Source organism: Caldimonas mangrovi (genome assembly GCF_023721835.1).
GTDB classification, from domain to species: domain Bacteria; phylum Pseudomonadota; class Gammaproteobacteria; order Burkholderiales; family Burkholderiaceae_C; genus Caldimonas; species Caldimonas mangrovi.
The window spans coordinates 14,420-35,702 of record NZ_JAMKFE010000019.1; the positions used below are offsets into that span (position 1 = coordinate 14,420).

At 69.3% G+C, this 21,283-nt stretch carries 24 protein-coding genes; 10 read left to right on the top strand and 14 right to left on the bottom strand.

The features are described from left to right. Positions 1 to 101: 101 nt before the first annotated feature. The 7 genes from M8A51_RS23045 to M8A51_RS23075 are packed head-to-tail and all read left to right on the top strand — an operon-like array spanning position 102 to position 8,354. Positions 102 to 968, top strand: a complete 867-nt coding sequence (locus M8A51_RS23045; RefSeq protein WP_251780893.1) for a VirB8/TrbF family protein — start codon at positions 102 to 104, stop codon at positions 966 to 968. Positions 969 to 1,026: 58 nt separating this feature from the next. Next, positions 1,027 to 2,031 (top strand): TrbG/VirB9 family P-type conjugative transfer protein, encoded by a 1,005-nt coding sequence (locus tag M8A51_RS23050; protein ID WP_251780894.1) that lies wholly within the window; start codon positions 1,027 to 1,029, stop codon positions 2,029 to 2,031. Next, positions 2,028 to 3,491 (top strand): TrbI/VirB10 family protein, encoded by a 1,464-nt coding sequence (locus M8A51_RS23055; protein WP_251780895.1) that lies wholly within the window; start codon positions 2,028 to 2,030, stop codon positions 3,489 to 3,491. Before M8A51_RS23050 ends, M8A51_RS23055 begins: the two co-directional genes overlap by 4 nt. Continuing rightward, entirely contained in the window at positions 3,488 to 4,108 is a 621-nt protein-coding gene (locus M8A51_RS23060; protein WP_251780896.1) for a hypothetical protein, read from the top strand. The genes M8A51_RS23055 and M8A51_RS23060 overlap by 4 nt, the downstream gene beginning before the upstream one ends. Continuing rightward, positions 4,099 to 4,617 carry a hypothetical protein gene (locus M8A51_RS23065; protein WP_251780897.1) on the top strand — a complete coding sequence of 173 codons (519 nt, stop codon included), beginning with the start codon at positions 4,099 to 4,101 and terminating at the stop codon, positions 4,615 to 4,617. The genes M8A51_RS23060 and M8A51_RS23065 overlap by 10 nt, the downstream gene beginning before the upstream one ends. A gap of 4 nt (positions 4,618 to 4,621) precedes the next feature. Beyond that, entirely contained in the window at positions 4,622 to 5,689 is a 1,068-nt protein-coding gene (locus tag M8A51_RS23070) for a CpaF family protein (protein ID WP_251780898.1), read from the top strand. A gap of 34 nt (positions 5,690 to 5,723) precedes the next feature. Further along, positions 5,724 to 8,354 (top strand): type IV secretory system conjugative DNA transfer family protein, encoded by a 2,631-nt coding sequence (locus M8A51_RS23075; protein ID WP_251780899.1) that lies wholly within the window; start codon positions 5,724 to 5,726, stop codon positions 8,352 to 8,354. Between the two features lie 136 nt (positions 8,355 to 8,490). Here M8A51_RS23075 and yidD read toward each other — a convergent pair whose 3' ends face one another. The 6 genes from yidD to M8A51_RS23105 all read right to left on the bottom strand — a co-directional run bounded on the left by yidD (position 8,491) and on the right by M8A51_RS23105 (position 13,073). Further along, positions 8,491 to 8,880, bottom strand: coding sequence for a membrane protein insertion efficiency factor YidD (gene yidD / locus M8A51_RS23080; RefSeq protein ID WP_251780900.1), 390 nt, complete (start codon positions 8,878 to 8,880; stop codon positions 8,491 to 8,493). Continuing rightward, the gene (locus tag M8A51_RS23085) at positions 8,877 to 9,170 is read right to left on the bottom strand and encodes a hypothetical protein (RefSeq protein WP_251780901.1); all 294 of its coding nucleotides are present in this window, start codon (positions 9,168 to 9,170) and stop codon (positions 8,877 to 8,879) included. Before M8A51_RS23085 ends, yidD begins: the two co-directional genes overlap by 4 nt. 330 nt (positions 9,171 to 9,500) lie before the next feature. Beyond that, positions 9,501 to 10,118: a hypothetical protein gene (locus M8A51_RS23090; protein WP_251780902.1), complete on the bottom strand. Its 618-nt coding sequence runs from the start codon at positions 10,116 to 10,118 to the stop codon at positions 9,501 to 9,503. A gap of 282 nt (positions 10,119 to 10,400) precedes the next feature. Continuing rightward, on the bottom strand, positions 10,401 to 11,057 hold the full coding sequence (locus M8A51_RS23095) for a hypothetical protein (RefSeq protein ID WP_251780903.1): 657 nt from the start codon (positions 11,055 to 11,057) through the stop codon (positions 10,401 to 10,403). A gap of 326 nt (positions 11,058 to 11,383) precedes the next feature. After that, the gene (locus M8A51_RS23100; protein ID WP_251780904.1) at positions 11,384 to 12,043 is read right to left on the bottom strand and encodes a hypothetical protein; all 660 of its coding nucleotides are present in this window, start codon (positions 12,041 to 12,043) and stop codon (positions 11,384 to 11,386) included. Positions 12,044 to 12,167: 124 nt separating this feature from the next. Continuing rightward, on the bottom strand, positions 12,168 to 13,073 hold the full coding sequence (locus M8A51_RS23105) for a helix-turn-helix transcriptional regulator (protein ID WP_251780905.1): 906 nt from the start codon (positions 13,071 to 13,073) through the stop codon (positions 12,168 to 12,170). A 367-nt stretch (positions 13,074 to 13,440) separates the two neighbouring features. Here M8A51_RS23105 and M8A51_RS23110 point away from each other — a divergent pair, with 367 nt between their 5' ends. Further along, a complete protein-coding gene (locus M8A51_RS23110) occupies positions 13,441 to 14,055 on the top strand; it encodes a hypothetical protein (protein ID WP_251780906.1) in 615 nt (204 codons plus the stop codon). 111 nt (positions 14,056 to 14,166) lie between these two features. On the opposite strand, the gene M8A51_RS23115 is transcribed toward M8A51_RS23110, so the two are convergent. Continuing rightward, positions 14,167 to 14,796, bottom strand: a complete 630-nt coding sequence (locus M8A51_RS23115) for an FMN-dependent NADH-azoreductase (RefSeq protein ID WP_251780907.1) — start codon at positions 14,794 to 14,796, stop codon at positions 14,167 to 14,169. Positions 14,797 to 14,803: 7 nt separating this feature from the next. Beyond that, positions 14,804 to 15,130 carry a DMT family transporter gene (locus tag M8A51_RS23120; protein WP_251780908.1) on the bottom strand — a complete coding sequence of 109 codons (327 nt, stop codon included), beginning with the start codon at positions 15,128 to 15,130 and terminating at the stop codon, positions 14,804 to 14,806. 76 nt (positions 15,131 to 15,206) lie between these two features. On the opposite strand from M8A51_RS23120, the gene M8A51_RS23125 reads away from it, so the two are divergent. Further along, the gene (locus M8A51_RS23125; RefSeq protein ID WP_251780909.1) at positions 15,207 to 15,590 is read left to right on the top strand and encodes a winged helix-turn-helix transcriptional regulator; all 384 of its coding nucleotides are present in this window, start codon (positions 15,207 to 15,209) and stop codon (positions 15,588 to 15,590) included. Positions 15,591 to 15,605: 15 nt separating this feature from the next. Here M8A51_RS23125 and M8A51_RS23130 read toward each other — a convergent pair whose 3' ends face one another. Continuing rightward, complete coding sequence (locus M8A51_RS23130) at positions 15,606 to 16,592, bottom strand: Bug family tripartite tricarboxylate transporter substrate binding protein (RefSeq protein ID WP_251780910.1); 987 nt, start codon at positions 16,590 to 16,592, stop codon at positions 15,606 to 15,608. Between the two features lie 119 nt (positions 16,593 to 16,711). Beyond that, complete coding sequence (locus M8A51_RS23135; protein ID WP_251780911.1) at positions 16,712 to 17,506, bottom strand: helix-turn-helix transcriptional regulator; 795 nt, start codon at positions 17,504 to 17,506, stop codon at positions 16,712 to 16,714. Between the two features lie 140 nt (positions 17,507 to 17,646). Here M8A51_RS23135 and M8A51_RS23140 point away from each other — a divergent pair, with 140 nt between their 5' ends. Continuing rightward, the gene (locus M8A51_RS23140) at positions 17,647 to 18,120 is read left to right on the top strand and encodes a DUF3237 family protein (protein ID WP_251780912.1); all 474 of its coding nucleotides are present in this window, start codon (positions 17,647 to 17,649) and stop codon (positions 18,118 to 18,120) included. Between the two features lie 11 nt (positions 18,121 to 18,131). Here the strand turns inward: M8A51_RS23140 and M8A51_RS23145 are convergent, their stop codons facing one another. The 4 genes from M8A51_RS23145 to yjfF all read right to left on the bottom strand — a co-directional run bounded on the left by M8A51_RS23145 (position 18,132) and on the right by yjfF (position 21,236). Further along, entirely contained in the window at positions 18,132 to 18,575 is a 444-nt protein-coding gene (locus M8A51_RS23145; protein WP_251780913.1) for a VOC family protein, read from the bottom strand. 89 nt (positions 18,576 to 18,664) lie between these two features. Beyond that, positions 18,665 to 19,297 (bottom strand): 2-dehydro-3-deoxy-6-phosphogalactonate aldolase, encoded by a 633-nt coding sequence (locus M8A51_RS23150; protein ID WP_251780914.1) that lies wholly within the window; start codon positions 19,295 to 19,297, stop codon positions 18,665 to 18,667. Continuing rightward, positions 19,294 to 20,214, bottom strand: coding sequence for a 2-dehydro-3-deoxygalactonokinase (locus M8A51_RS23155; RefSeq protein ID WP_251780915.1), 921 nt, complete (start codon positions 20,212 to 20,214; stop codon positions 19,294 to 19,296). The genes M8A51_RS23150 and M8A51_RS23155 overlap by 4 nt, the downstream gene beginning before the upstream one ends. Beyond that, the gene (gene yjfF, locus M8A51_RS23160; RefSeq protein WP_251780916.1) at positions 20,211 to 21,236 is read right to left on the bottom strand and encodes a galactofuranose ABC transporter, permease protein YjfF; all 1,026 of its coding nucleotides are present in this window, start codon (positions 21,234 to 21,236) and stop codon (positions 20,211 to 20,213) included. Before yjfF ends, M8A51_RS23155 begins: the two co-directional genes overlap by 4 nt. Between the last annotated feature and the right edge of the window lie 47 nt (positions 21,237 to 21,283).

Consider the following 21,283-nt stretch of genomic DNA (forward strand, 5'->3'; position numbering starts at 1 on the left):
CACCGTCATTGCGTAGATCGCCACGACCTGGCCCCGCCGTGTCGCGCCCTCGGGCGTGCCGGGCGCGGCTGCCGCCGCCGAGCAACCTGCGAAAGCCCCCGATGTCCCTGTTGACCAAGTCCAGCGCCAGCGATGCCGCCACGCAAGCGATCAGCGCCTTGCGCCGCGCCGCCAACAAAGGCAAGGCCGCGCCCACCGGGACCTCGCTGAACGGCGACGAAGGCATGGTGCCCGAGGCCGTCATCAAGAAAGTGCGCGCCCATTCGCGCTACGACGTGATGGCGGCGGTGACGGCGGACCGTGCGCGCTGGTTCATGGCCTTCATGATGCTGGGCTGCATCACGATGCTGGCCGCGTTCGGCTGGTATGCCGCCGACGCTCGCTTCGCCAACAACGTGCGCGTGGCGTGGGTCAAGCTCGACCCGTCGGGCGCCTACACGGTCGAATTCGCCGACCAGGTGCGGCCGGCCGAGTTCTTCCAGGCCACGCTGGAATCCAAGCTCAGCGAGTTCGTGCAGAAGCGCTACCGCAAGAGCGCCGCCACGATCACCAACGACTACATGTTCGTCGGCTACTTCCTGTCGCCGCAGCTGGCAGCACAGTTCCTCGGCAAGGAAGACTACAACGCCGCGCGCGTGGCCGCCGAGCTGATCGAATGCAAGAGGCGCTGCCTGGAGCGCGAGGTGAAGGTGCGCGTGGTGCAGCACCGCACGCGCACGCCGCTGCGCATTCCCGAGCGCAGCGACTCGGTGCTGTACGACAGCATGGTGTTCACCACCTTCACCGAGCGCAAGCCCGACGGCTCGATCGCCGACCGGCGCAACGCCATCGTGCAGATCAGCTGGCGCATCAAGGGCAAGGACGAGATCGCGGCCAACAAGGCAGCGCTCGTGGCCAACCCGCTCGGGTTGGAAATCCTCTCTCTCGACCTCAAGGAAGACCCGACCCCGGTGTCGATGGAAGACTGAGCGACACACAAGGCAATGCGACCCGGCCTGCGGGCCATCGATGGAGTCATAGATCTCGATGAAAACCTCTACGCTGACGACCGCTGCACGCACCCGGAGGGACCGCGCAGCCACCGCCCTGCTCGCCACGCTGCTGGCGCTGCCGGCCGCCCATGCCCAGCAGGTGCCGTTCGACGAGAACCCGCCGCCGGCGGGGGGCGTCGACCTGCAGATGGTGCCCGCCCCGCGCAACAGCGCAAAAGCCCAACCGGTGAGGGTGGCGCGCGCGCAGACCGTGCAGGCGCGCGCCGTCAACCAGGCGCGCGAGCGTGAGCCGGCGCTCAGCTGCCGCAACATCGAATGGAAGCCGGGCGACATCATCCGGCTGCAGGCCCAGCCGTACAAGCAGATCCACGTCGCCCTGCCCGAGAACGGCATCGACGTGATCATGGGCGACAAGGAGCTGTGGGCGCTGGACTGGATCAACAACCGCATCTTCATCAAGCCCACCAGCCGCTCCACCGAAGCGCGCTCGACGACCATCTCCGCGATCGGCCAGAGCGGCAACGCGTACGAATTCCTGGTCACCCGGGTGCCTGAGAACCTGGAGATCTCGCACTGCGTGTACATCAACGGCGAAGGCGGTGGCCTCATCTCGCGCAATGCCTGGGCCAAGGCCGCGCAGTATTCGCCCGAGGGCACGGCCGCGATGTCGCGCGAGCTGGCCAGCCTGCGCGAGCGCAATGCCAACCTCGACCGCCAGTTGCGCGAGAACCTGAAGGCGTACCGCAAGAAGCTGTACAGCCAGTACACCTGGGAGACCGGGGCTTTCTCGCGTTGGAACGGCGGCGAGGTCGAATCGGTATACGACGACGGACGCTTCACCTTCGTGCGCATGAAGTCCGGCTCTCAGGGGTTGCTGACCATCATGGCCGAGATCGACGGCCGTGCCATGCTGCTCGAGTACGGCTACGACGGACCGACGCGCACCTACCAGATCAGCGGCATCTTCCCGAAGTTCACACTGCGTGCGGGTGAGCAGACGATGACGATCATGCGCGCGCAGGAAGGGAGCGGCTCATGAACCGCGACGACGACGCGCCCGGCACCAACCCCGGGCCCGACTCCACAATCTCGAAGTACGCCAACGAGGCCGACGGTCCGGGACAGCCGGACGAGCAGGCCTCGCCGCACGGCAAACGCGCGGTGCTGGTGGCAGCGGCGCTCGGCGGGCTGGTGCTCGGCGGCCTGCTGGTCGACTCGCTGATCAGCGCCTCGGCCCCGGCCCCCGCACCGGCCAAGGAGACGGCCAACGCGCCGGTGCCACAGGATCCGTTCGTCGACTTCGAGGAAAGGCAGCGGCTCGAGGCCGCGCGACTGGAAGCCGAGCGTCAGCGCCGGCTGGCCGAGCAGAAGAACCGGGGCGAGCCGGAGGTGCGGGCCTCGTTCGATGCCCCGCCGCCGCCGCGCGAGCGCACACCCGAGGAGGAAGCACGCGACGAGGCCCGTCTGGAGGACCTCAAGCGCGCGTTGGCTGCAGTGAGCTCCAAGGACATGGTGATCGAAGGCCGCGAGCCCAAGGACGACGCCGGCACCGGCAAGTCGATGGCCGTGGCACCGGCACGCGCAGCCAACGGCAAGCCGGCTGCCGCACAGGCCGGGGCCGATGGTGCGCCGAGCGCCGAATCGACGCTGGCGCGGCTGCGGCAGGCGCTGGACCGCGCGAAAGGCGGCGGCGGCGCGGGGGGCTACGTCTCGACGGTCGCCGATGCGGCCAACGACCTCGGCCGGGGCGCCGGCGGCAACGCGGTGCAGTTCGCGCGCGATTTGCGCGGTTCCAGTGCCGCCTCGGCAGTGGTCGGTCAGTCGGCCAGCATGCGCCGCGAGCAGGGTGAAGGCCCCCGCCCCGGCGAGTACCTGGTGCCGGTGGGCTCGGTGATGTCGGCCGTGCTCGACATGGAGGTCAACTCCGACTGGGAAGGCCGCTGGCGCGCAATGATCACGCGCGACATCTACGACATCGACCAGGACGTGATCCTGATTCCCAAGGGCACGCGCGTGCTGGGCACCTCGGTGAAACCGAAACCGGTCAACGAGGCGATCAACGAGCGCATGGCACTGACAGCCCAGTGGCTGGTGCTGCCGAACGGCGCACGCATCGATCTGTCGCGCAGCTCCATGCTGGATGCCGGTGGCGTGGCCGCGATCGAAGGCGACGTGAACCGGCATTTCCTGGCGATGCTGGGCGGCGTGGTGGCCTACGGCGTGATCGGCGGCCTGGGGGCGGCCGAAGCGGCCCGCCGCGCCGACCGCGACCCGGCGGTGGCCGCGGCGGGCATCATCAGCGGCGGGCGCTCCGCCGGCGCCGAGATCGCGTCGGGCCTGTCCGACATCGGCAAGCGCATCGCAGCGCGCTATCTCAATCTGGTGCCGACCATCACCCTGAAGCCCGGCACGCCGATGAACGTGTTCCTCGACGACGAGATGTACCTGAAGCCATGGGCCCCGATCGACGAGTTCTCGACGGCGATGAGCCCGCGATGAACGCGCCCGCACCGAGCCTCGCCGACGACTTCCCGGACACCCTGCCGCCGGGTCAGGTCGACGTCGACCTCGGGGCGCCGGCCGCGCCGCAGCCCACCACCTGGCTGGGGCGCCTGCGCGAGACCGTGCGGCGCTTCTCCGAAGGCGACTATGCGCACGCCCAGCTGCGCTGCTCGCTGCTGCCCTACCTGATCACCTGCTCGCCGGTGCTGGCCACCTCGGTGCTGGCGCCTCCCTGGCTGTCGTGGCTGATGAGCGGCCCATCGGTGCTGGCGCTGTACCGCGTCACGCAGGTGCTGGACGAGACCGCCTTCCAGGTGCCGCCGCACCGCGGCGCACTGGCCTACGCCATACCGCTGAACGGGGTGTTGCTGCTGTGGTGCCTGCTGCTGGCGCTGGCCGGCCACGGGCCGTTGATCCCGATGGGTGCGCTGCCGATGACGGCCCTGCTGTGCCTGGCCGTCGCACCGGCCTGCCGCCGCCAGCGCGATCGCACGCACCGGCGCGTGCCGCTGCAATGGAGTTTCGGCGTCGCCGGTGTGCTGGTCGTGGCCCTGCATGGCGTGGCGGCCTTCATGACCGACCTCAACGCCCAAGGAGACATGGTGTGGCGTTGAAGCGCGTGTGCCTGCTTGCCATGGCGGCGCTGGTGCCGGCGGGCGTGCACGCCGAGATGTACCGCTGCCCGCCGGTGCCCGGCGGCGACGCTGCCGTGGTGACCAACCTGCTCGATGCCGAGGATGCCCGGCAGCGCGGTTGCCAGCCGATGAAACCCCGGCGTTCCGCGCTCGATCAACCGATGCGCCAGCCCGCGCGCAGCGCCACTCCAACGGAGCATGCTGCGCGCGCTCCTGCCGCGCGCCCCACCGCTGCTGCTGCGCCCGCCGCCGGCGAGCCGGTCGGCGAACACCGCGTGGCGCCGCAGGTGCAGCGCCATCGCGATGACCAGCGGCGCGAGATCCTGGAGGCCGAGCTGCGCAAGGAGCTCGACACGGCCACCCGGGTCAAGACGCAGCTGGAACGTGCCGGCGCCGACGACGCCAGCCGGCAGCAGACCCGTGCGGCGCTGGCGCGCCACGTCGCCAACGTCGACGCCCTGAAACAGGAAATCGCCCGCATCCGGTAACCCCATGAGTGCCAGCGCCGATTCACAGACCCAGGAAGCCCAGACCGCCATCAAGCTGCAGTGGGAGCTGGTGCGTCACTACCTGACGCCGATCGCCCCCTACTTCCGGCAAGAGGGCGTCACGGGCATCTTCGTCAACCGCTACGACAGCGTCTACATCATGCGTTTCGGCGAGTTCGAGCGTGTCGATGCACGCTGGAACAGCGAGTTCCACTTCGTCACGGCGATCGAGCAGATCGCCAACGCGCTGGGCCAGGAAGTGCACGCGGTGGACCGCCCGCTGCTCGACGCGCGGCTCGACGACGGCTCGCGCATCAACGCGGTGCTGGCGCCCACCGGCGTGGCCGGCAGCAACATGACGGTGCGCCTGTTCCCGAAGACGCGTTTCACGGCCGACGCGCTGCTGAAGGCCGGCGCCTTCGACCAGGCCATGCACGACTACCTGCGCCTGGCGATGCTGAACCGCTTCAACATGGTGGTCTCGGGCGGCACCGGCAGCGGCAAGACCACGCTGCTCAACGCGGTGAGCAACTTCATTCCGGACGACGACCGCATCGTCAGCATCGAGGACACCGCCGAGCTGCAGATCAACGGCTCGCACTGGGTGGCGCTGGAAGCCCCGCACCGATTCGCGAAGGACGTGGAGCCGCTGACCATGAGCCGGCTGGTCAAGAACGCGCTGCGCATGGAACCTCAGCGCCTGATCATCGGCGAGGTGCGCGACGGACCCGCGGCCGAAGCCTTGTTGACGGCCGCCAACACCGGCCACTCCGGCATTCTGTCGACCATTCACGCCAACAACGCGCTCGACACCATCGACCGCCTGACCAACCTGGCAGCGTCCGGCTTCAGCGCGATTCCCTACGAACACGTGCAGCGCCAGGTGCGCAACAACCTCGACGTGATCCTGCACGCGCAGAAGACGCCGCACCACGGCCGCCGCATCGTCGAGATCGCCGAGCTGGCCAACGGCGAGTTCCGCCTGCTGTGGCGATGGAACTATGCCGAGGGCCGCCACGAGCAGGTGGCCGACCCGTCGACGCACCGCATGCACTACACCCGCACCCATTGAGCCGGCCCGCGCGGGCCCGGCACGGACGACAACGATGGAAGCTCTCGACTCGATGAACGCCATGGTGACGCGCGGGGTCGTCGCCGCGATGCGCTGGTCCGACCCGTGGTGGTGGCTGTGGACCGCTGCGGCACTGACGACGCTGTCGCTGCTGAACATCCTGCCGCTGCGGGTGCCGCCGGCGAAGGAGACCGAGTACGGCCTGTACGACCTGTTGAAGATCGGCCTGCGCAACCTGGCCGTGTATTCGCTGGTGGTGCTGGTGCTGCTGTACTGGCCGGCGATGTACTTCGCTTCGGTGGCCGCGCTCGGCTCCGATGCCGGACAGGGGCACGACTGGTTCTTCCGCTACCTGTCGCACCAGGCCGCAACCTGGGGCTGGCTGCTGGCCGCCGGCGTGGTCGGCGGACTGGCGTGGCGGGTGATCGCGGCGCGCTACCTGACACCGCGGCTGTCGCAGCTGGTGCAGCGCATCATCGTGCGCCAGGAAGACCACAAGCAAAGCGACATGCGTGTCGAGATGGGCAAGCTCAAGACGCGCGACTTCAAGCCCCGCCAGTACTACAAGCCCGAGCAGATCTTTCTGGGGCTGGACGTGGACGGCAAGCCGAGCTATTTGCCGGCGGCCTTGTTCAAGGCGACGCACACGCAGGTGGTCGGCCCGACCCGCTTCGGCAAGGGCGTGCTGCTCGGCGTGATGCTGGAGCAGGCCATCGCGCAAGGCAACAGCGTGGTCTACATCGACCCCAAGGCCGACGCCTTCATGCCCTACATCATGGCCGAGGCCTGCGAGCGTGCCGGCCGCCGCTTCATCTACATCGACTTGAACGGCGAGGACACGCGCTGGGCCCCGTTCGAGGGCGGCAGCGTGCGCGACCGGCGCGCCCGCATCGTCAACTGCTTCGGCCTCAACAACACCGGCGACGGCTCCGACTTCTACAAGTCGAAGGAGCGCGCCATCCTCGACACCATCATGCCGCGCTCGGGCACCAGCATTGCCGGCCTGCGGGCAACGCTGGACCAACCGGGCGAGGACGGCAAGCCGCTGAAGGACTCGGCCAACCGGCTGTACGACGGACTGGTGGAATTCAGCATGCTGCCGTCGCTGAACCCGAAGAAGGGCGGCGGCAACAAGATCGGCGACGCTTTGAAGTCGGGCGCCAGCATCTACGTGCGCGGCTCGCTCGACGACAGCACCATCAAGCGCGCCACGCAGGTGTTCATCTCCGAGGTGATCCAGGAGGCCCGCCGCCTGGGCCCGGAGCGCAAGCACCACCTGACGCTGGCGATCGACGAGCTGAAGTTCATGATCTCGCAGGAGGTCAGCGACGCGCTGGCGACCATTGCGGGCTTCAACGTCAACATGATCCTGCTGCACCAGTCGATCCAGGATCTGCGCGGCCCCGAGGACCGCTCGCTGAACGTGCAGGCGCTGGAATCAGGCGTGATCGTCAACTGCCAGATCAAGCTGCTGTACCGCGCATCGGACCCGGACACCGCCGAGTGGGCCAGTCTGCTGTCGGGCACGAAGATCGTGCGCGCGACCAAGTCGGCCACCGTCGAGTACAACCGCTTCGGCGGCGAGGCGTACGAGAACAAGCGCATGCTGTACGACCTCGAGGTGCCGATCGTGACGCAGAACGAGATGCTGAGCCTGTCGCCGCGCGTGGGCGTGCTGTTCGCACCGGAGCGGCTGGCGTCGGTGCTGTACACCTGCTATGTGCCGGCCGATACCAAGCGGGTGCTGTACCAGCGGCCCAAGGACAAGGTGCCTGAGGCAGCGCCGGCTGCGACGAAGGCGGCGCCGGCCGCCATGGAGGCTGGCGCGCAGGCCCCCGCGGCACGGAGTCCGGCGCCTGCGCCCGCCCCTGCAAAAGCGCCCGCTCCGGTGGCCGGCCCGCCTGCTGCCTTGCCGGCGCCGGCGGTGGCCGCTGCCGCACCTGTGCAAGCGCCGAGCTTGCCGGCACAGAAGAACGCTGCACCCGCGGTCGTGCCCGTGACCGTTCCGGCGCCCGCCAAAGCCGCGACACCCGAGGTGGCCCAGGACCCACCGGTGTCGTCGGAGGCGCCGGCGCCTGCTGCCTCCGCAGCCCCCCGTGGGGCGGACGCTCCGTCGCCTGCTGCAGCCGCTGCCGTGCCGCCCGCCCCGCCGCCGTCGCCACCGAAGGCAGCCGCCCAGCCGCAACAGAAACCGCCACCGCAGAAACAGGCGCAAGCGCCCGCACAGCAGAAGCCGCAGCAGCAGCCACCCAAGGCGCCGCAACAGAAGCAGGCCCAGGCACCACAGAAGCAGCAGGCGCAGAAGCAGGCTTCCGCGCCGAAGACTTCTGAACAGGCCCAGAAACAGGCTCCCGGGCCAACGCCGCACAACCCCAAGCCGGCCGTGGCAAAGCAGCCCGAGCCGCAGCAGGCCAAGGCCAAGCCGAACGCGCCGCAGCCTGGAGGACCCCGGGCATCCAACGGGGCCGCGGCCGACCCTCCGAAAGCCAAGCCGGCGGGAGCCCCTGCCCGCCCGGAGCTGACGGGCCCGCCCCGTCCTGCGCACCTGCGCAGGCCCGACGTGCCACCCGTGCACGAGCCAGGCGACAAGACGCCCGCCGCCTTGAAACCGCCTCACCGCCCGGAGCGGGTCGAACCCGAACAGGCCGGCAGTTCGCCTGCCTGAGGCCGCCACACCGCCATGCCGCCGCGCTGCCGCCGCAGCGTTCCCGCAAACCGCTCGGCCCCCAAAAAGCGAAGGGTGCCCTCTCTTGCGAGAGGACACCCTTCCCCAGTGCTCATTGCCTCCTAACCATTGGCGATCAGTGGATCCGCCACCCGATCCGGTCACCCACCCAGACGCCTGCCGCCACGACGGCAGTGATGATGGCGAGCGCCTTGCCGGCCTCGACCTGCTCCACCCGGGTGGGGAAGTAGGGCGGGGCCGGCACCGGGTCGTCGATGCGGTCGGTGAGACCGCAACGCCTGAGCCGGGCGGACGTCATGACGAATGCCTTGCGCAGCCCGTGCACCCGCACGGCCTGCTCGCCGTAGTGCGAACAGGACGGATGGAGCTTGCACGCGCTGCGCTGTCCGGTCAGCCGGAGCGCCCGGTAGACGGGGTACATCGCCCTCCGGTATGCCAGGATGGCGGCCACGGCGAGCACATCCGGCAGGTCGTCCCGACCCTGCCGGCTCTGCATGTCGCTCATCGGCGCGAGCGGAGCCGGCCGCGAGCGACAGACACCACCGCGCCGGCGATGGCAGACGCCACGCCGACGAGGCACATCGTCATGAGCAGGTCGATGCCGCCGGCGCCGCTGCCGCCGCCGTCCGCCACCGGATCGGCGTACAGCTTCGGGCCGCCGGCGTCGTACAGCCGCTTCATGGCTTCACGGTGGTCGTCCGGGTTGCCGGTTTCGTACGCCTTGTCCTGGGCTTTCCGGTACTTCGGGTCCTTGTACGGATCTTTTTCTGCCATGGAGATCACCTCTTCCAGCATGACACGACGGTCATGACAGGAATGGGGTCGGTTTTCCTGGATGGCACGGGAACGGATTCCCGCGTTTCGTGCACTGCATCCTCGAGGCCGTTTCCGCATCGGCGGAGCGGGCCAGGAGGACGGGTACGTTGTAGGGCGAAGCCGGGGATGCACAAGGGCGCCAAGGCGAATGCGTCTGCAGGATGTGGCGATGACACGTCACGCATCGGCGCGTCGGCACGCGGCCGCCGGGCAGGAAAAGCGAAGCCGGTGTCCATGGACACCGGCTTCCGGAGCGCGCGAGACGAGCCCCGCACTCCCGCTGTCAATCTGCGGCGTGCCGAGACACGCCTACACCGCCACCGGCACCGACACCAGCCAGGGATTGGAGCCGGGCTCCGGCGCGAACCTGGCTTCCGCGCGCCGCTCGACGAGCAGGCGGGACCAGGTCACATTGGAGTACGGCTCGCCTCTGGTGACGGTCTCGTGGATGAACGCCAGCGAGTCGTGATCGGCGAGGATCACGGCCATGCCGATGCGCCATCGGTGCGCCGCTTCCCTGAAGGCCTCGACGCCGGTCGCCAGCCGTTCCAGGTACTGGGCGTTCGGCTCGCGACCGATGCACTCGACGTCGCCTTGCGGTTTGGGCTTGCCGGTCAGCAGCCCGAAGCCGCGCGGCTGCCACAGCGGCAGCAGCCATTGCGGCTGCTCGGGCGTCATGCCGGCAGTGCATTCCAGGGTCTTGCGCGCCAGCCAGGTGTTCGGCAGAAACCAGTGCAGGTCCTGCGGTTCCACCCCTGCGTCGATGCGCATTTGCTCCAGGCCGGGCCTGAGGCAGGCTGCCAGTTCGTTGAAGGCTGCCGGCAGCAGCGTCGGCGACAAGGGATCGATCACTCCCTCGGCCTCCTCGATCGAGGGGGGCAAGGGAATCATCACTGTCGGCAGCGTGCGCGAGTACGGCTCTTGCACGGGTCCTCCCGGGGCTCCGTATCGGTATTCGATGAGGTTCGATCGACATCCTCGCGTCGGCACTCAGCGCTTCGACGAGGCGATACGGATCTAGGGCGTTGCCCGCGCCTGGCAACCCCGCTGCAGCTGTCGTGACTTGACGCAGCCTGTACCGACGCCGGCAAATAGAGCGAGGCCGGTGTCCGTGCGGACACCGGCCTCCGGAGCGCAAGGGACCTGCCCCGCACTCCCTCTGTCAATCAGTGGTGCACGCGCGCACCTGGACCTTCCGGTCCGGGCACGCTACAACACCACCTCCCGCAACGCCGGCCACGGGGTGCGGCCACGCCGCGCGCCCGTGGATGCTTCCTGCTTCCTTTCGGCCAGCAGGTCGCTCCAGCGGGGCATTCCGGACACCTCGGCGTCGAGATGGGCCACGATGTGGTCCATCACCTCCTCGTCGACCAGGATCACACCCAGCGGAACCCGCCAGGTGTGCAGGGCGAACGTGAAGGCGTCGACACCGGCGCTGACCCGGTCCGCGAACGCGTCGCCGGACTCCCGGCCGAGCGCCGGCAAGTCTGCCTCGGCCAGGCCGGACAGACCCGAGTGCCCGGTGAGGACACCCCACCCGCGCGGCTGCCATTGCGGCAGCCGGCACAAGGGCGGCAGGCCCTCGCCGGCGGGCCCGGTCGGCGGGTGCACCCCCGCCTGGGCGAGAGCGCTGATGGCCCCGTCTGCGTACGGCAGGTGCGAGGTGAACCAGCGCGCCTGCTCGGGACGCACCTCGACGGTCGACATCAGCGCCATCATGCCCGGTGCAACGACATCGACGAACTCGTGCCGTGCCTCAGGCGGCAGGGTCGGGTGCAGCGGCCCCCGCACCCCCCGCTGCTCTTCGAGCGAGGGGGGTAGCGGGATCAACAGCACCCACGCCCGCCTTTCTTCGGCGTCAGGCAAGACTCCTCCTTGTTTCGTGTCGGTCGATTGACATCCAGGCCCCGGCGCATGGCGCCGGGGCCTGGACCCGCAGGTATAGGCCGCTACGGGCAGAGTGCAAGGCGGCAGCGAACACGCGGCGCAGAGACGCCAACCCGGCATTGCCGCGGACAAGCCGCTCTTTGCGTCGCACCTCTCATCGCTGCCCCGAGATTCGGCGAAGCGCCAAAAGAGCGAGGCCGGCGTCCGTGGGGACGCCGGCCTCCGAAGCGCAGAGGACTCGCCCCTGCACTTCCTCTGTCAATCAAGGACGATGCAGCCTACCGCGACACGATCGTCGCCGTCGGCTACACCTGCACCTCGCGCAACGCGGGCAGCGCCTCGACGCGCACCGGTGACCCGGCGAACGTTTCGGCCCTTCTCGCGTTGAGGAGGTCGCCCCAGCGGACCACGTCGCTCGGTCGCCCGGTGAGCAACTCCACGACGCGCTCCAGCACCGGTTCGTCGGCGAGGATCACGCTCAGCGGCACAGGCCACTGATGCATGGCGTACCGCCAGACGTGGACGCCGGCTTCGATGCGCGCGGCAAAGGCTCCGTCGGATTCCCTTCCGAGCAGGTCGAGCTGCTCGGTCGTGAGACCGTGGTGCCTGTGCTGGCCGGTCAGCAGACCCCACCCGCGCGAGCGCCACTGCGGCAGCTGGCACATGCGCGACAGGGGCTCGCCGTCGCGGCGGCGCGGCATCTCCACACCCGCTTGTGCGAGCGTGTCGACGGCCCATTGCGCGGACGGGTCCTGTCCGATGACCCAGCGTACCTGCTGCGGGCTCGCGCCGGCCTCGTGCATCTGCGCGACCACACCGGGGGCGATGCCCCGGGTGAATTCGTGCCGTGCCTCGGCCGGCATGTGGACCTGCAGCAGGCCCGGTACGCCGCCCCGATCTTCGATCGATGCGGGCACCGGGATCAGCAGCACTTTCGCGTGCCGTTGGACTTGCGCCTCTGACAAGGCTCCTCCTTGTTCCGTGTCGAACTGACTGACACCCACACGCGGGCGCAACGCGCCGTTGCATGGGACAAGGGGTATAGGCCGGCGAACCGCCGCTGCAAGCCCTTTCGTCGCGAGCGCAGGGTCAGGTGAACCGCTGCGGCGGGCAGATCGACGCTGCGCTGGCTGCGTTGATCAATTGCAGCCGGTTCTGCACGCCGAAGTGCCGCCGCAGCTGCCGCATGTGGTAGTCGATCGCGTAGCCGGTCAGCCCCAGCTGCTCGGCGATGCGGCGGTCGCTGTTGCCCAGGGCGAGCAGGTCGAGGATCTCGAGCTGGCGCGGCGAGAGGATCTGCCTCGACGACGGTGTGGTGCGCCGGCGCACCAGCGCGCGGTAGGCCAGCAGGTGGTGCATGCAGCAGGCCAGGCTCAACGCCCCCTGCATCACGCTGTCGTCGATGACGTCGTTGCCGCGCCGGCACGACAGCAGGCTGATGATGGCGCGCTCGTTGTGCTGGTGCGAGCCCGGCACGTCGAATGACAGGCCCGAGACGATGCCGCTCTTGGCCAGGTCGGACAGGTAGGCCATGCCGCGGCGATTGCGCAGCGAGCGGTGTTCGGCGAGTTCATCGACGGTCCATGCATTGGGCAGCGTGGTCGACGCATCGCCCTGGAAGAACGGGTCGACGTCGTGATGGCGCCGGCTGAAATAGCGGTGCAGCAGCGAGCGGTTGGCATAGGTGGCCAGGAACGCGCGCGGGTACAGCGACTGCCGCTCGCGCGCCACGGTGCCGTAGACCATCCAGTCGAACCCCAAGCCGCCCAGCACGTGCCGCACAACCCGCACGCGGTCGTCGGCATGGGCCATCGCCTGCAGCTTCGTCAGCAGGCTCGGCAGCCGGAACGGCGCGTCGTGCATCGGCGAGATGCTGAGATCCTGCTCTTCGTAGAGAAACACGGCCTGCCGACCGGGTGCATTGCGTTCGTTGAGTTTTCCGAAACCCGAGTCGATGGCTTCGTCGCCATCGATTTCGACATCGACCTCTGTCAAGCGAGACCTCCAGTAGTTCTGCGGCGCCGGCACTGGTGCAATGCCAGCCTCCTTCGAATCACCGGCGCCCAAATCATCCTAGGTGCCGCACCAGGGGGCGTCAACGACGAGATCTCGTATGTCTGGCGAGGCGCGAACACTCGTGCACTGCTGTGCGGCGCAGCATGTCACGGCATTGCAATCATCTCGGCACCGCAGTTCCTGCGTGGGCGCGTTTCGCACACGAACGCAGCCGTCGCTGCCCGCGATGCCTTGCCAGCCGGTGTGGGCGCCCTATACCCGGTGCTGTCGCCCGAGGTGTGCTTCGCCTCGAACGGCAGTCGATGAAAGTTCGTGCTCGGCTCGAAGGGAGCAAGCAAGCGTGTCAATGCAGTCGTTCGTCGGAAGGTATTCCGGCGAAGAAGCATGTCCGACCTATCTGGCGCTGGCTCGGCAGCCGGTGTTTCTTCCGCCCCCCGAGGCACAACCCGCGCTCTTTGAGTCCTTCGCGTTGGGTCAGGCACTGCAGCCGTTCTTCAACGGTGTGGGCCTGCTCGGCGATGAAGAGGGCGTGCCCTGGGTCACGGCCTACGGGCCGGACGGAGAGTCCGCTGTCAGCTGGGCCATGCATGGGCTCGGTCTGCTCGCCTCCCGGGAGTCGATCGACCGGATCAAGCCGGTCAGCCTGCGCACCTTCAAAGCTCGGTGGCCGGGCTTCGGCTCGTCCACCGACGAGCAGGTGCCCGCAGGCGGCGAGACGCAGCAGCGGTTCGTCAGGCGCATCATGGCAGGCCTCTCCGAGGCCTTCCTGGCGTGCCAGACGGTGACCAACGCGCGGGACAAGCGAGTCCGTGCGATGGTCCTGATCACTCCGGAATCCGTGCTGGAGGTGATCCTGTCAGAGGCCCTGCTCGGAACCCGCTACTTCCGTGACACCCGTTGGGTCATCACGGAGGAGTTATCGACCCGAGGGCGAGTGACGGTACTGCGTTCCGAGGGCTGAGCCGGATCTGCGTCGATGCGCCTCTCCTCCTGGAGGGGCTGGGCGGGCCATGGAAGCTTGACTTCCGTGGCCCGCTCTTCCTGTTGAGCCACGGGTTCGACCAGCGCGCTACTACAGCGAAGCCGCCAGCACCTGCGCCTCAGCGCGTGCCTGCGCCACCGTGCGCTCCACCGCCTCGGGCTCCGCCAACGTCGGCGCCACGTTGACCTCGTGCACGTCGGTGATGCCCAGGAACGCCAGCCACGCCCGCATCTGCCCTTTCTGGTGGTCGGGCCCTGCCGGGTCGACCTGCAACGGGTGCGCCCCGGCACTCGAATACACCACCACCGCCCGCTTGCCCTGCAGCAGACCTTCGTACCCGCGCTCGCGCGACCAGCGCCAGTTCTCGCCCGGCAGCGTGACGATGTCGATGAAATGCTTCAGCCGGTAGGGCAGCCCGAAGTTCCACATCGGCACGCTGAACACGTAGCGGTCTGCAGCATTGAACCGCCGCGCCAGCGCCACCGCGCGGACCCACAGGGCACGCTGCTGCGCGCTGGCTTCGGTGCTGCGCAGCACCGCGAACTTGGCCGCCACCATCTGCGCGTCGAAATGCGGCAGCTCCAGCTGCCACACGTCCACCGTGTCCAGCTGCGCACCGGGGTGGCGGGCCAGGTAGCTCTCGATCAAATGCTGCGCCACGCTGCGGGTCCGCGAAGCCGCGGCCACGGGCGACGCGGCCATGTGCAGAATCGTCGTCATGATCGTCTCAGCCTTCCAGCACGCGCAGCCCGACGGTGCCCGCCACCACCAGGCCGATGCAGGCCAGCCGCCACGGCGACAGGCTCTCGCCGAAGGCCGCCACCCCCACCAGCGCCACGCCGACCGCTCCGATGGCGGTCCACACCGCATACGCGGTGCCGAGCGGCAGCCGCTTCAAGGCCAGCGTCAGCAGGAAGATGCTGAGCAGCGCCGCGGCCAGCCCGACCACCGACGGCAGCAGCCGCGTCCACGATTCCGACCGCTTCAGCGCGACGGCCATCAACACTTCCACCGCTCCGGCGGCGCCCAACCACATCCAGCTCGACATCGACATCCCTTCCGTCGTGTTGCACGAACCGCGATGATGGAAAGCGCCGCCCTGCGCGAACAGTAGGCACCTGCCGGTAACCATGGAAAATCCCGCCCCCGCCAGCACGGCCGCCGCCGATGTGTTCAACGCGGCGTGCCCGTCGCGGCGCGTGCTCGAACTGATTGCCAACAAATGGGCGCTGCTGATCCTGCCAGCGCTGCGCGACGGCCCGCTGCGCAACCACGAACTGAAGCGGCGCGTCGGCGGGGTGTCGCAGAAGATGCTGACGCAGACGCTGCGCGAGCTGGAAGACAACCGCCTGGTGCAGCGGCACGACCACGGCACCGCGGCGCCGCATGTCGAATACCAGCTCACGGTGCTGGGCCGCTCGCTGAGCGAGACGTTGCTGGCGGTCGACCGCTGGGTCGAAGCGCACCACGAGCAGCTGCAGCCCGCCGCGCGCCGCAAGTGGACCGGCCGCTGAGCCGGCCCTCGACGTTCAGTCGCCCTTGAACCCTGTCTTGCGCACGATGCCGGCCCATCGCTCGGCCTCGGCCCGCACCATCTGCTGCGCCTGCACAGGCGAGGTACCGGTGACGCTGAAGCCGGCCTCCGTGAGCTTGCGCTTGACGTCGTCGGCCTGCACGGCGGCCACCAGCTGCCGAGCCAGCAGCTCGGCCACCGACGCCGGTGTGCCGGCCGGCACGAAAAACGCGAACCAGGCCGACACGTCGATGCCGCGCACGTGGGACTCGATGAAGGTCGGCACTTCGGGCAGTTGCGGCACCCGGGCAGCGGCGGTGCTGGCCAATGCGCGCATCGTGCCGCCCTTGACCTGTGCCGCACCGAGTGCGGTCGACACGAAGGCACCCGCCACCTCGCCCTTCGCGATGGCGGAGACCGCGTCTCCGGTGCTGCGGTAGTGGATCGGCTCGACCGGGAAGCCGCCCGCAGTGCCCAGCAGTTCCGCGCCGAAGTGGCCCGGCGTGCCGGCACCGAAGGTGGCGAAGTTCACGCGTTCGCGGCTGCCACGGTGCGCGTTCAGAAAGTCGGCCACGGTGCGATGCGGCGAGGCGGCCGGCACCACCAGCAGGAAGTCCGAACGCACGACCTCGGTCAGCACCTGCAGTTCCTTGGCCGGGTCGTACGGCAGCTTGCTGAAGGCCGGCGGCGCGATGCTGATCGAGCCGACTTCGGCCAGCAGCAGGCTGTAGCCGTCTGGCAGGCTTTTCGCCACCGCGTTCGCCGCGATCTGGCCGCCGGCACCGGCCCGGTTGTCCACCACCACGGTCTGCTTCAGGTTCTCGGCCAGCTGCTGCCCGACCAGGCGCGCCACCACGTCGGGACCGCTGCCCGGGGGAAAGCCCACCGTCAGGCGTATGGCACGCTCCGGATAGGACTGCGCCTGAACGGCGGACGGCAACAGCGCGGGCAGCGCCGACAGCCAGGCAGCTGCGAGCAATGCGCGGCGAACATGAGCCAACATGGCGGGTCTCCTCGAAGCACCCCGTGGGCCGGGGTCGATGCGGCGCAGTGTGGCGCGCGCCGGGCGCGGCACGTGTCAACCGAAAGGCTGACAGCCGCCCCCGATGAAGCCGCGGTGGCTCAGGACGGCCGGCTCGTGCCGCCGAAACGAGCGAACAGCTCGCTGCGGAAGTGCAGGCCCAGCCGCTCGAACGCGCGTGCCCGGTAGGTCTTGACCGTCGCGACGCTCAGGCCCATGTCGGCGGCAACGCCATCGTAGCTCCAGCCTTTCAGCAGGCGCTGGCAGACGTCGAGTTCGCGCGGCGTCAGTGCCGGGCAGGCGCGGGCCATCGCCTCGCGCGCATCGCACGCAGGAGCCGCCGCCTCGCCCCGCAGTGCGATGTGGCGGCGCACCGACGCCAGCAGCGGGGCGGCCATCGCACCGAAGGTGTCGAGCTCGTCGCCCGAGTAGCGGCGCTGGTGCGCATGGCGGTACAGGTTGACCGCGAGCAGCGAACCGTCGGCCTCGCGCTGTGCCACCGACAAGCGCTCGATGACCTGATGGCGGCGGTAGATGCGTTCGCGGTGCTCGCTGTTCGGCGCGTCTTCGGCATCCATGTGCAGCACAGCGGCATGGCCGGGGGCGACCCGCTGCAACGGGTCGAAGCTGCAGTCGCGCAGGTACAGGCCGTCGCGATAGGCGCCGAAGCAGTCGCGCGTGGTGTCGGCCACGCCCAAGCTGGACGACAGATGCAGCACCGGGGGCCGGTCGCGCCACACCTGGTACACCGACCACGACGCGGCCTGCAGCCCCTGGTTGAGCCCGCACAGCCCGCGCTCGGCGAAACCGTCCGCACCGATGCCTTCGATCAGCGCGGCGAGCGCCGCCTGCGAGGCACGCAGCGGTGTAGACAGGGACGTCGGCCAGAGGTTCATCGTGGTGGGGTCGTGCAGGCGGCCCGTCATCTTCTCGGATGACGCGCTGCGGCGCGTGGCGCCTCTATGGTCACGTCATCCAACGCGCATGCTACGGCCGCGCGCCTCGCTGTCCATCCGTGCAGACCAGCACCGACGCCATGACACCCACGCTGCCTCCCGCCCCCCTGCTGCTGCCGATGACCCGCATCCGCTGCGACGTCGAAGACGTCGTCTCGCTCGGCGCCGCGCCGTATGGCGAGCGGCGTTTCGTGCCGCTGGGCGGCGGCATCGTCGAGGGGCCGGAGCTGAACGGGCACATCGTCACCGGTGGCGTCGACTGGCAGATGCAGCGCGCCGACGGCGTGCTGGACATCGCGGCGCACTATGTGATTCGCACCGACGACGGCGCACTGGTCGAAGTGACCAGCACCGGCATGCGCCACGCCGAGGCCGACGTGATGCACCAGCTGGCGCGCGGCGAGGCGGTCCCGCGCGAGCGCTACTACTTCCGCACCGTGATGCGCTTCCAGGCCGGGGCGTCCCGGTGGGCGCACCTGAACCGCACCATCGCGATCGCCAGCGGCGCGCGCGAGGCCCGCCGCGTGGTGCTCGACGTCTACCGTCTCACCTGACCGACCGCCCATCACGATCCGAGCAAGGCGTCATAGCGGCGCTGCATCTCCTGCGGTGTAACGTCCTCGATCGAGTGGCCGATCAGCCACTCGTGGCCGAACGGGTCGCGGATCAGGCAGGAGCGCTCGCCGTAGAACTCGTCCTTGGGTTCGCGCACCATCGTCGCGCCCGCCCCGACCGCGTGGGCGGCGAACGCGTCCGCATCGTCGACGTGCAGGTGCAGCGAACTGGCGACGCCGCCGAGCGACTGCGGTCCCACCGCATTGCATTCGGGGTACTCGTCGCACAGCAGCAGCGTGATCGGGCCGAGCTCGAGCTCGGCGTGACCGATGCGCCCGCCGGGTTCGGTGAGCCGGAACAGCTCTCGCGCGCCGAAGGCCTGCGTATAGAACGCAATGGCCTGCTCCGCGCCCCGCACGCGCAGGTAGGGAAACACTTCTCGTATGGTGGACATGACCGTGCTCCTTCGCCGTAACGGCGCGCGGTCAGCGTACCGTGCGCGACCGGGCCGGTCTTGTAGAAATTCGAAGGGCTCGCGGTCTTTCAGGGCGACGACGCGTGCCACGCGTCGACGAACGCCAGCGCGTGCGAGCGCAGCGCCTGCAGGTCCATGCCCGGCTGGAACAGCGCGCCGCCGAGGCCGAACCCGGTGGCGCCGGCGCGCCGCCATGCGGCCATCGCCGGCGGCGTGATGCCGCCCACCGGCCACAGCGCCGTGCCGGCCGGCAGCACCGTGCGCAGGGCCGCCAGGCCGGCGGTTCCCAGCACCTCGGCCGGGAACAGCTTGAGCGCATGAGCCCCTGCCTTCAGCGCCGCGAAGGCTTCGCTGGCAGTGAACACGCCGGGCGCGACGAACAGGCCTTGTTGTCGTGCGTGCCGGATCACCTCGACGTCGGTGTGCGGCATGACGATCAAGCGAGCGCCGGCTGCGCGCACGGCGTCCACCTGCGCGGCGTCCATGACGGTGCCTGCACCGACCAGGGTGTGCGGTGGTACGTGCCGCACGATGGCCTCGATGCATTCGAGCGCGCCCGGCCGGTTCAGCGGCACCTCCAGCGCGCGAAAGCCGGCGTCGAGCAGCACCCCGGCCGCCTCGGCGGCGTGCCGAGGTTCCAGCCCGCGCAGGATCGCCACCAGCGGCGGCGAAGGCGTGGTCGGTGCAGCGGTGTCGTTCATGCGAGCGCCTCCGTGGAACAGGCACCCAGGGCATGCCAGGCAGCCGTCTGCACGGCATCGATGTCCAGCGTGACGGTGGTCGGCCCCAGCATCTGCGCGCAATGGGCATGCAGGCGAGCCAACACGGGGCTGCCGATCAAGCGCACGACGGCGTCGCGCGGCAGCCCGTTGGCGAGCGCTTCGTGCCATTCGGCGCCCAGCAACAGGCCGCTGAGATAGGCGCCGGCCTCGTCGCGCGGCAGGCGGCCGGTGACCACCCGAGCGCGGCAGCCGAACAGCTCGCGGCTCAGCGCGCGCCTTTGCGCCGCCTGCACGCCTTGCTCGAAGGCCCGTGGATGCGACAGCGGGTCGCCGCCGGTCGTCGGCTGCATCAGCGGCGCCAGCGTGCCATGGCTCGACAGCAAGGCAAACAGCTCGCCGCTCATGCACGTGCGCAACTGCACGACCCGTCCGCCGCGCAACTCCACCCATTTGCTGTGCGTGCCCGGCAGCACGTACCAGCCATCGTGCGGCGCCAGCATCCAGGCGCCGAGCAACTGCGTTTCCTCGCCTCGCATCACGTCGACTTCGTCGCCGCGTTGCCAGCAGCAGCCCGGCACGATGAACCACCGCTCGGCGCCGTCGATGGCGACGAGCTGGCGCGACCAGGCCGTGATCGGGTTCGCCGCGTCGAGGTAGGGCACCTCCTGCCAGCCGGTGGCGCTGCCCACCATGCCCGCCATCACGACGGTGCTGTCGGCCGGTGCCGAAAGCCGCTGCAACAGCCCGCACAGCGAGTCGGCGAAATGCGTCGCGCAGGCCAGCACGCCCTGGTCGTCCGCGTGCCGCACGACCTGCTCGTCGCCGCCGAAATACCAGGCCCGCCGGTGCGTCGTGCCCCAGTCGATGCCGACCCAGTGCGAGGCAGGGGAGCTCATGCCGCGGTCCTCCGGCCGGTCTCGAACAGGCGCTGCAGCAGGCAGAAGACGAACAGCAAGGCGCCGATGACGATGCGCGTCCACCACGAACTCAACGAGCCGTCGAACATGATGAGGGTCTGGATCATGCCGAGGATCAGCACGCCGAACAGCGTGCCCAGCACATAGCCGACACCGCCGCTGAGCAGCGTGCCGCCGATGACGACCGCTGCGATCGCATCCAGCTCCAGCCCCATCGCGTGCAGGCCGTAGCCGGACTGCATGTAGAAGGTGAACACCACGCCGGCGAGGGCCGAGCACAAGCCGCTGAGCAGATAGACCTGCACGGTGGTGCGCGCGACCGGCAGCCCCATCAGCATCGCCGAATGTTCGTTGCCGCCGATCGCATAGACGGTGCGTCCGAACTGCGTGCCGTGCGCAACGAAGGCCGCGATGGCGACGACCGCCAATGCGAGCAGTGCGCTGAGCGACAGCGAGGCTTCCTCGCCCCACACCGGCAGGCGCCACTGGCCGGCCGCCGCATAGAACTCATGGGTGATGCTGATCGAGTCGATGCTGATCAGGTAGCACAGGCCACGCGCCAGGAACATGCCCGCCAGCGTGACGATGAACGGCTGCAGCCGGAAACGCTGGATCAGCAGGCCCATCGTGGCGCCGAAGCCGGCACCGAGCGTGAGCACCAGCGGGATCACGACGATGGGCGGCCAGCCGTGCTGCTCGACCAACGACGCCGAGATCATCGTGGTGAGCGCGATCACCGAGCCGACCGAGAGGTCGATGCCGCCGGCGAGGATCACGAAGGTCATGCCGACGGCGACGATGCACAGGAAGGCGTTGTCGATCAGCAGGTTGAGGAAGACCTGCGGCGAGAAGAAGCCGTCGTAGGTGATGGAGCCGAAGGTGGCCATCGCAACGAAGAGCATGATCGTCGCGGCCACGGGGACGTGCTGGGGGGCCAGACGCAGGCGCGCCGTGGCGGGCATCTGCACCTCGGTGCCGGCTGGTGCGGGGAGTGCGCTCATCACTGGTTGCTCGCTGTGTCGTGTAGCCCCTGGCGGGCGAAAGCGCT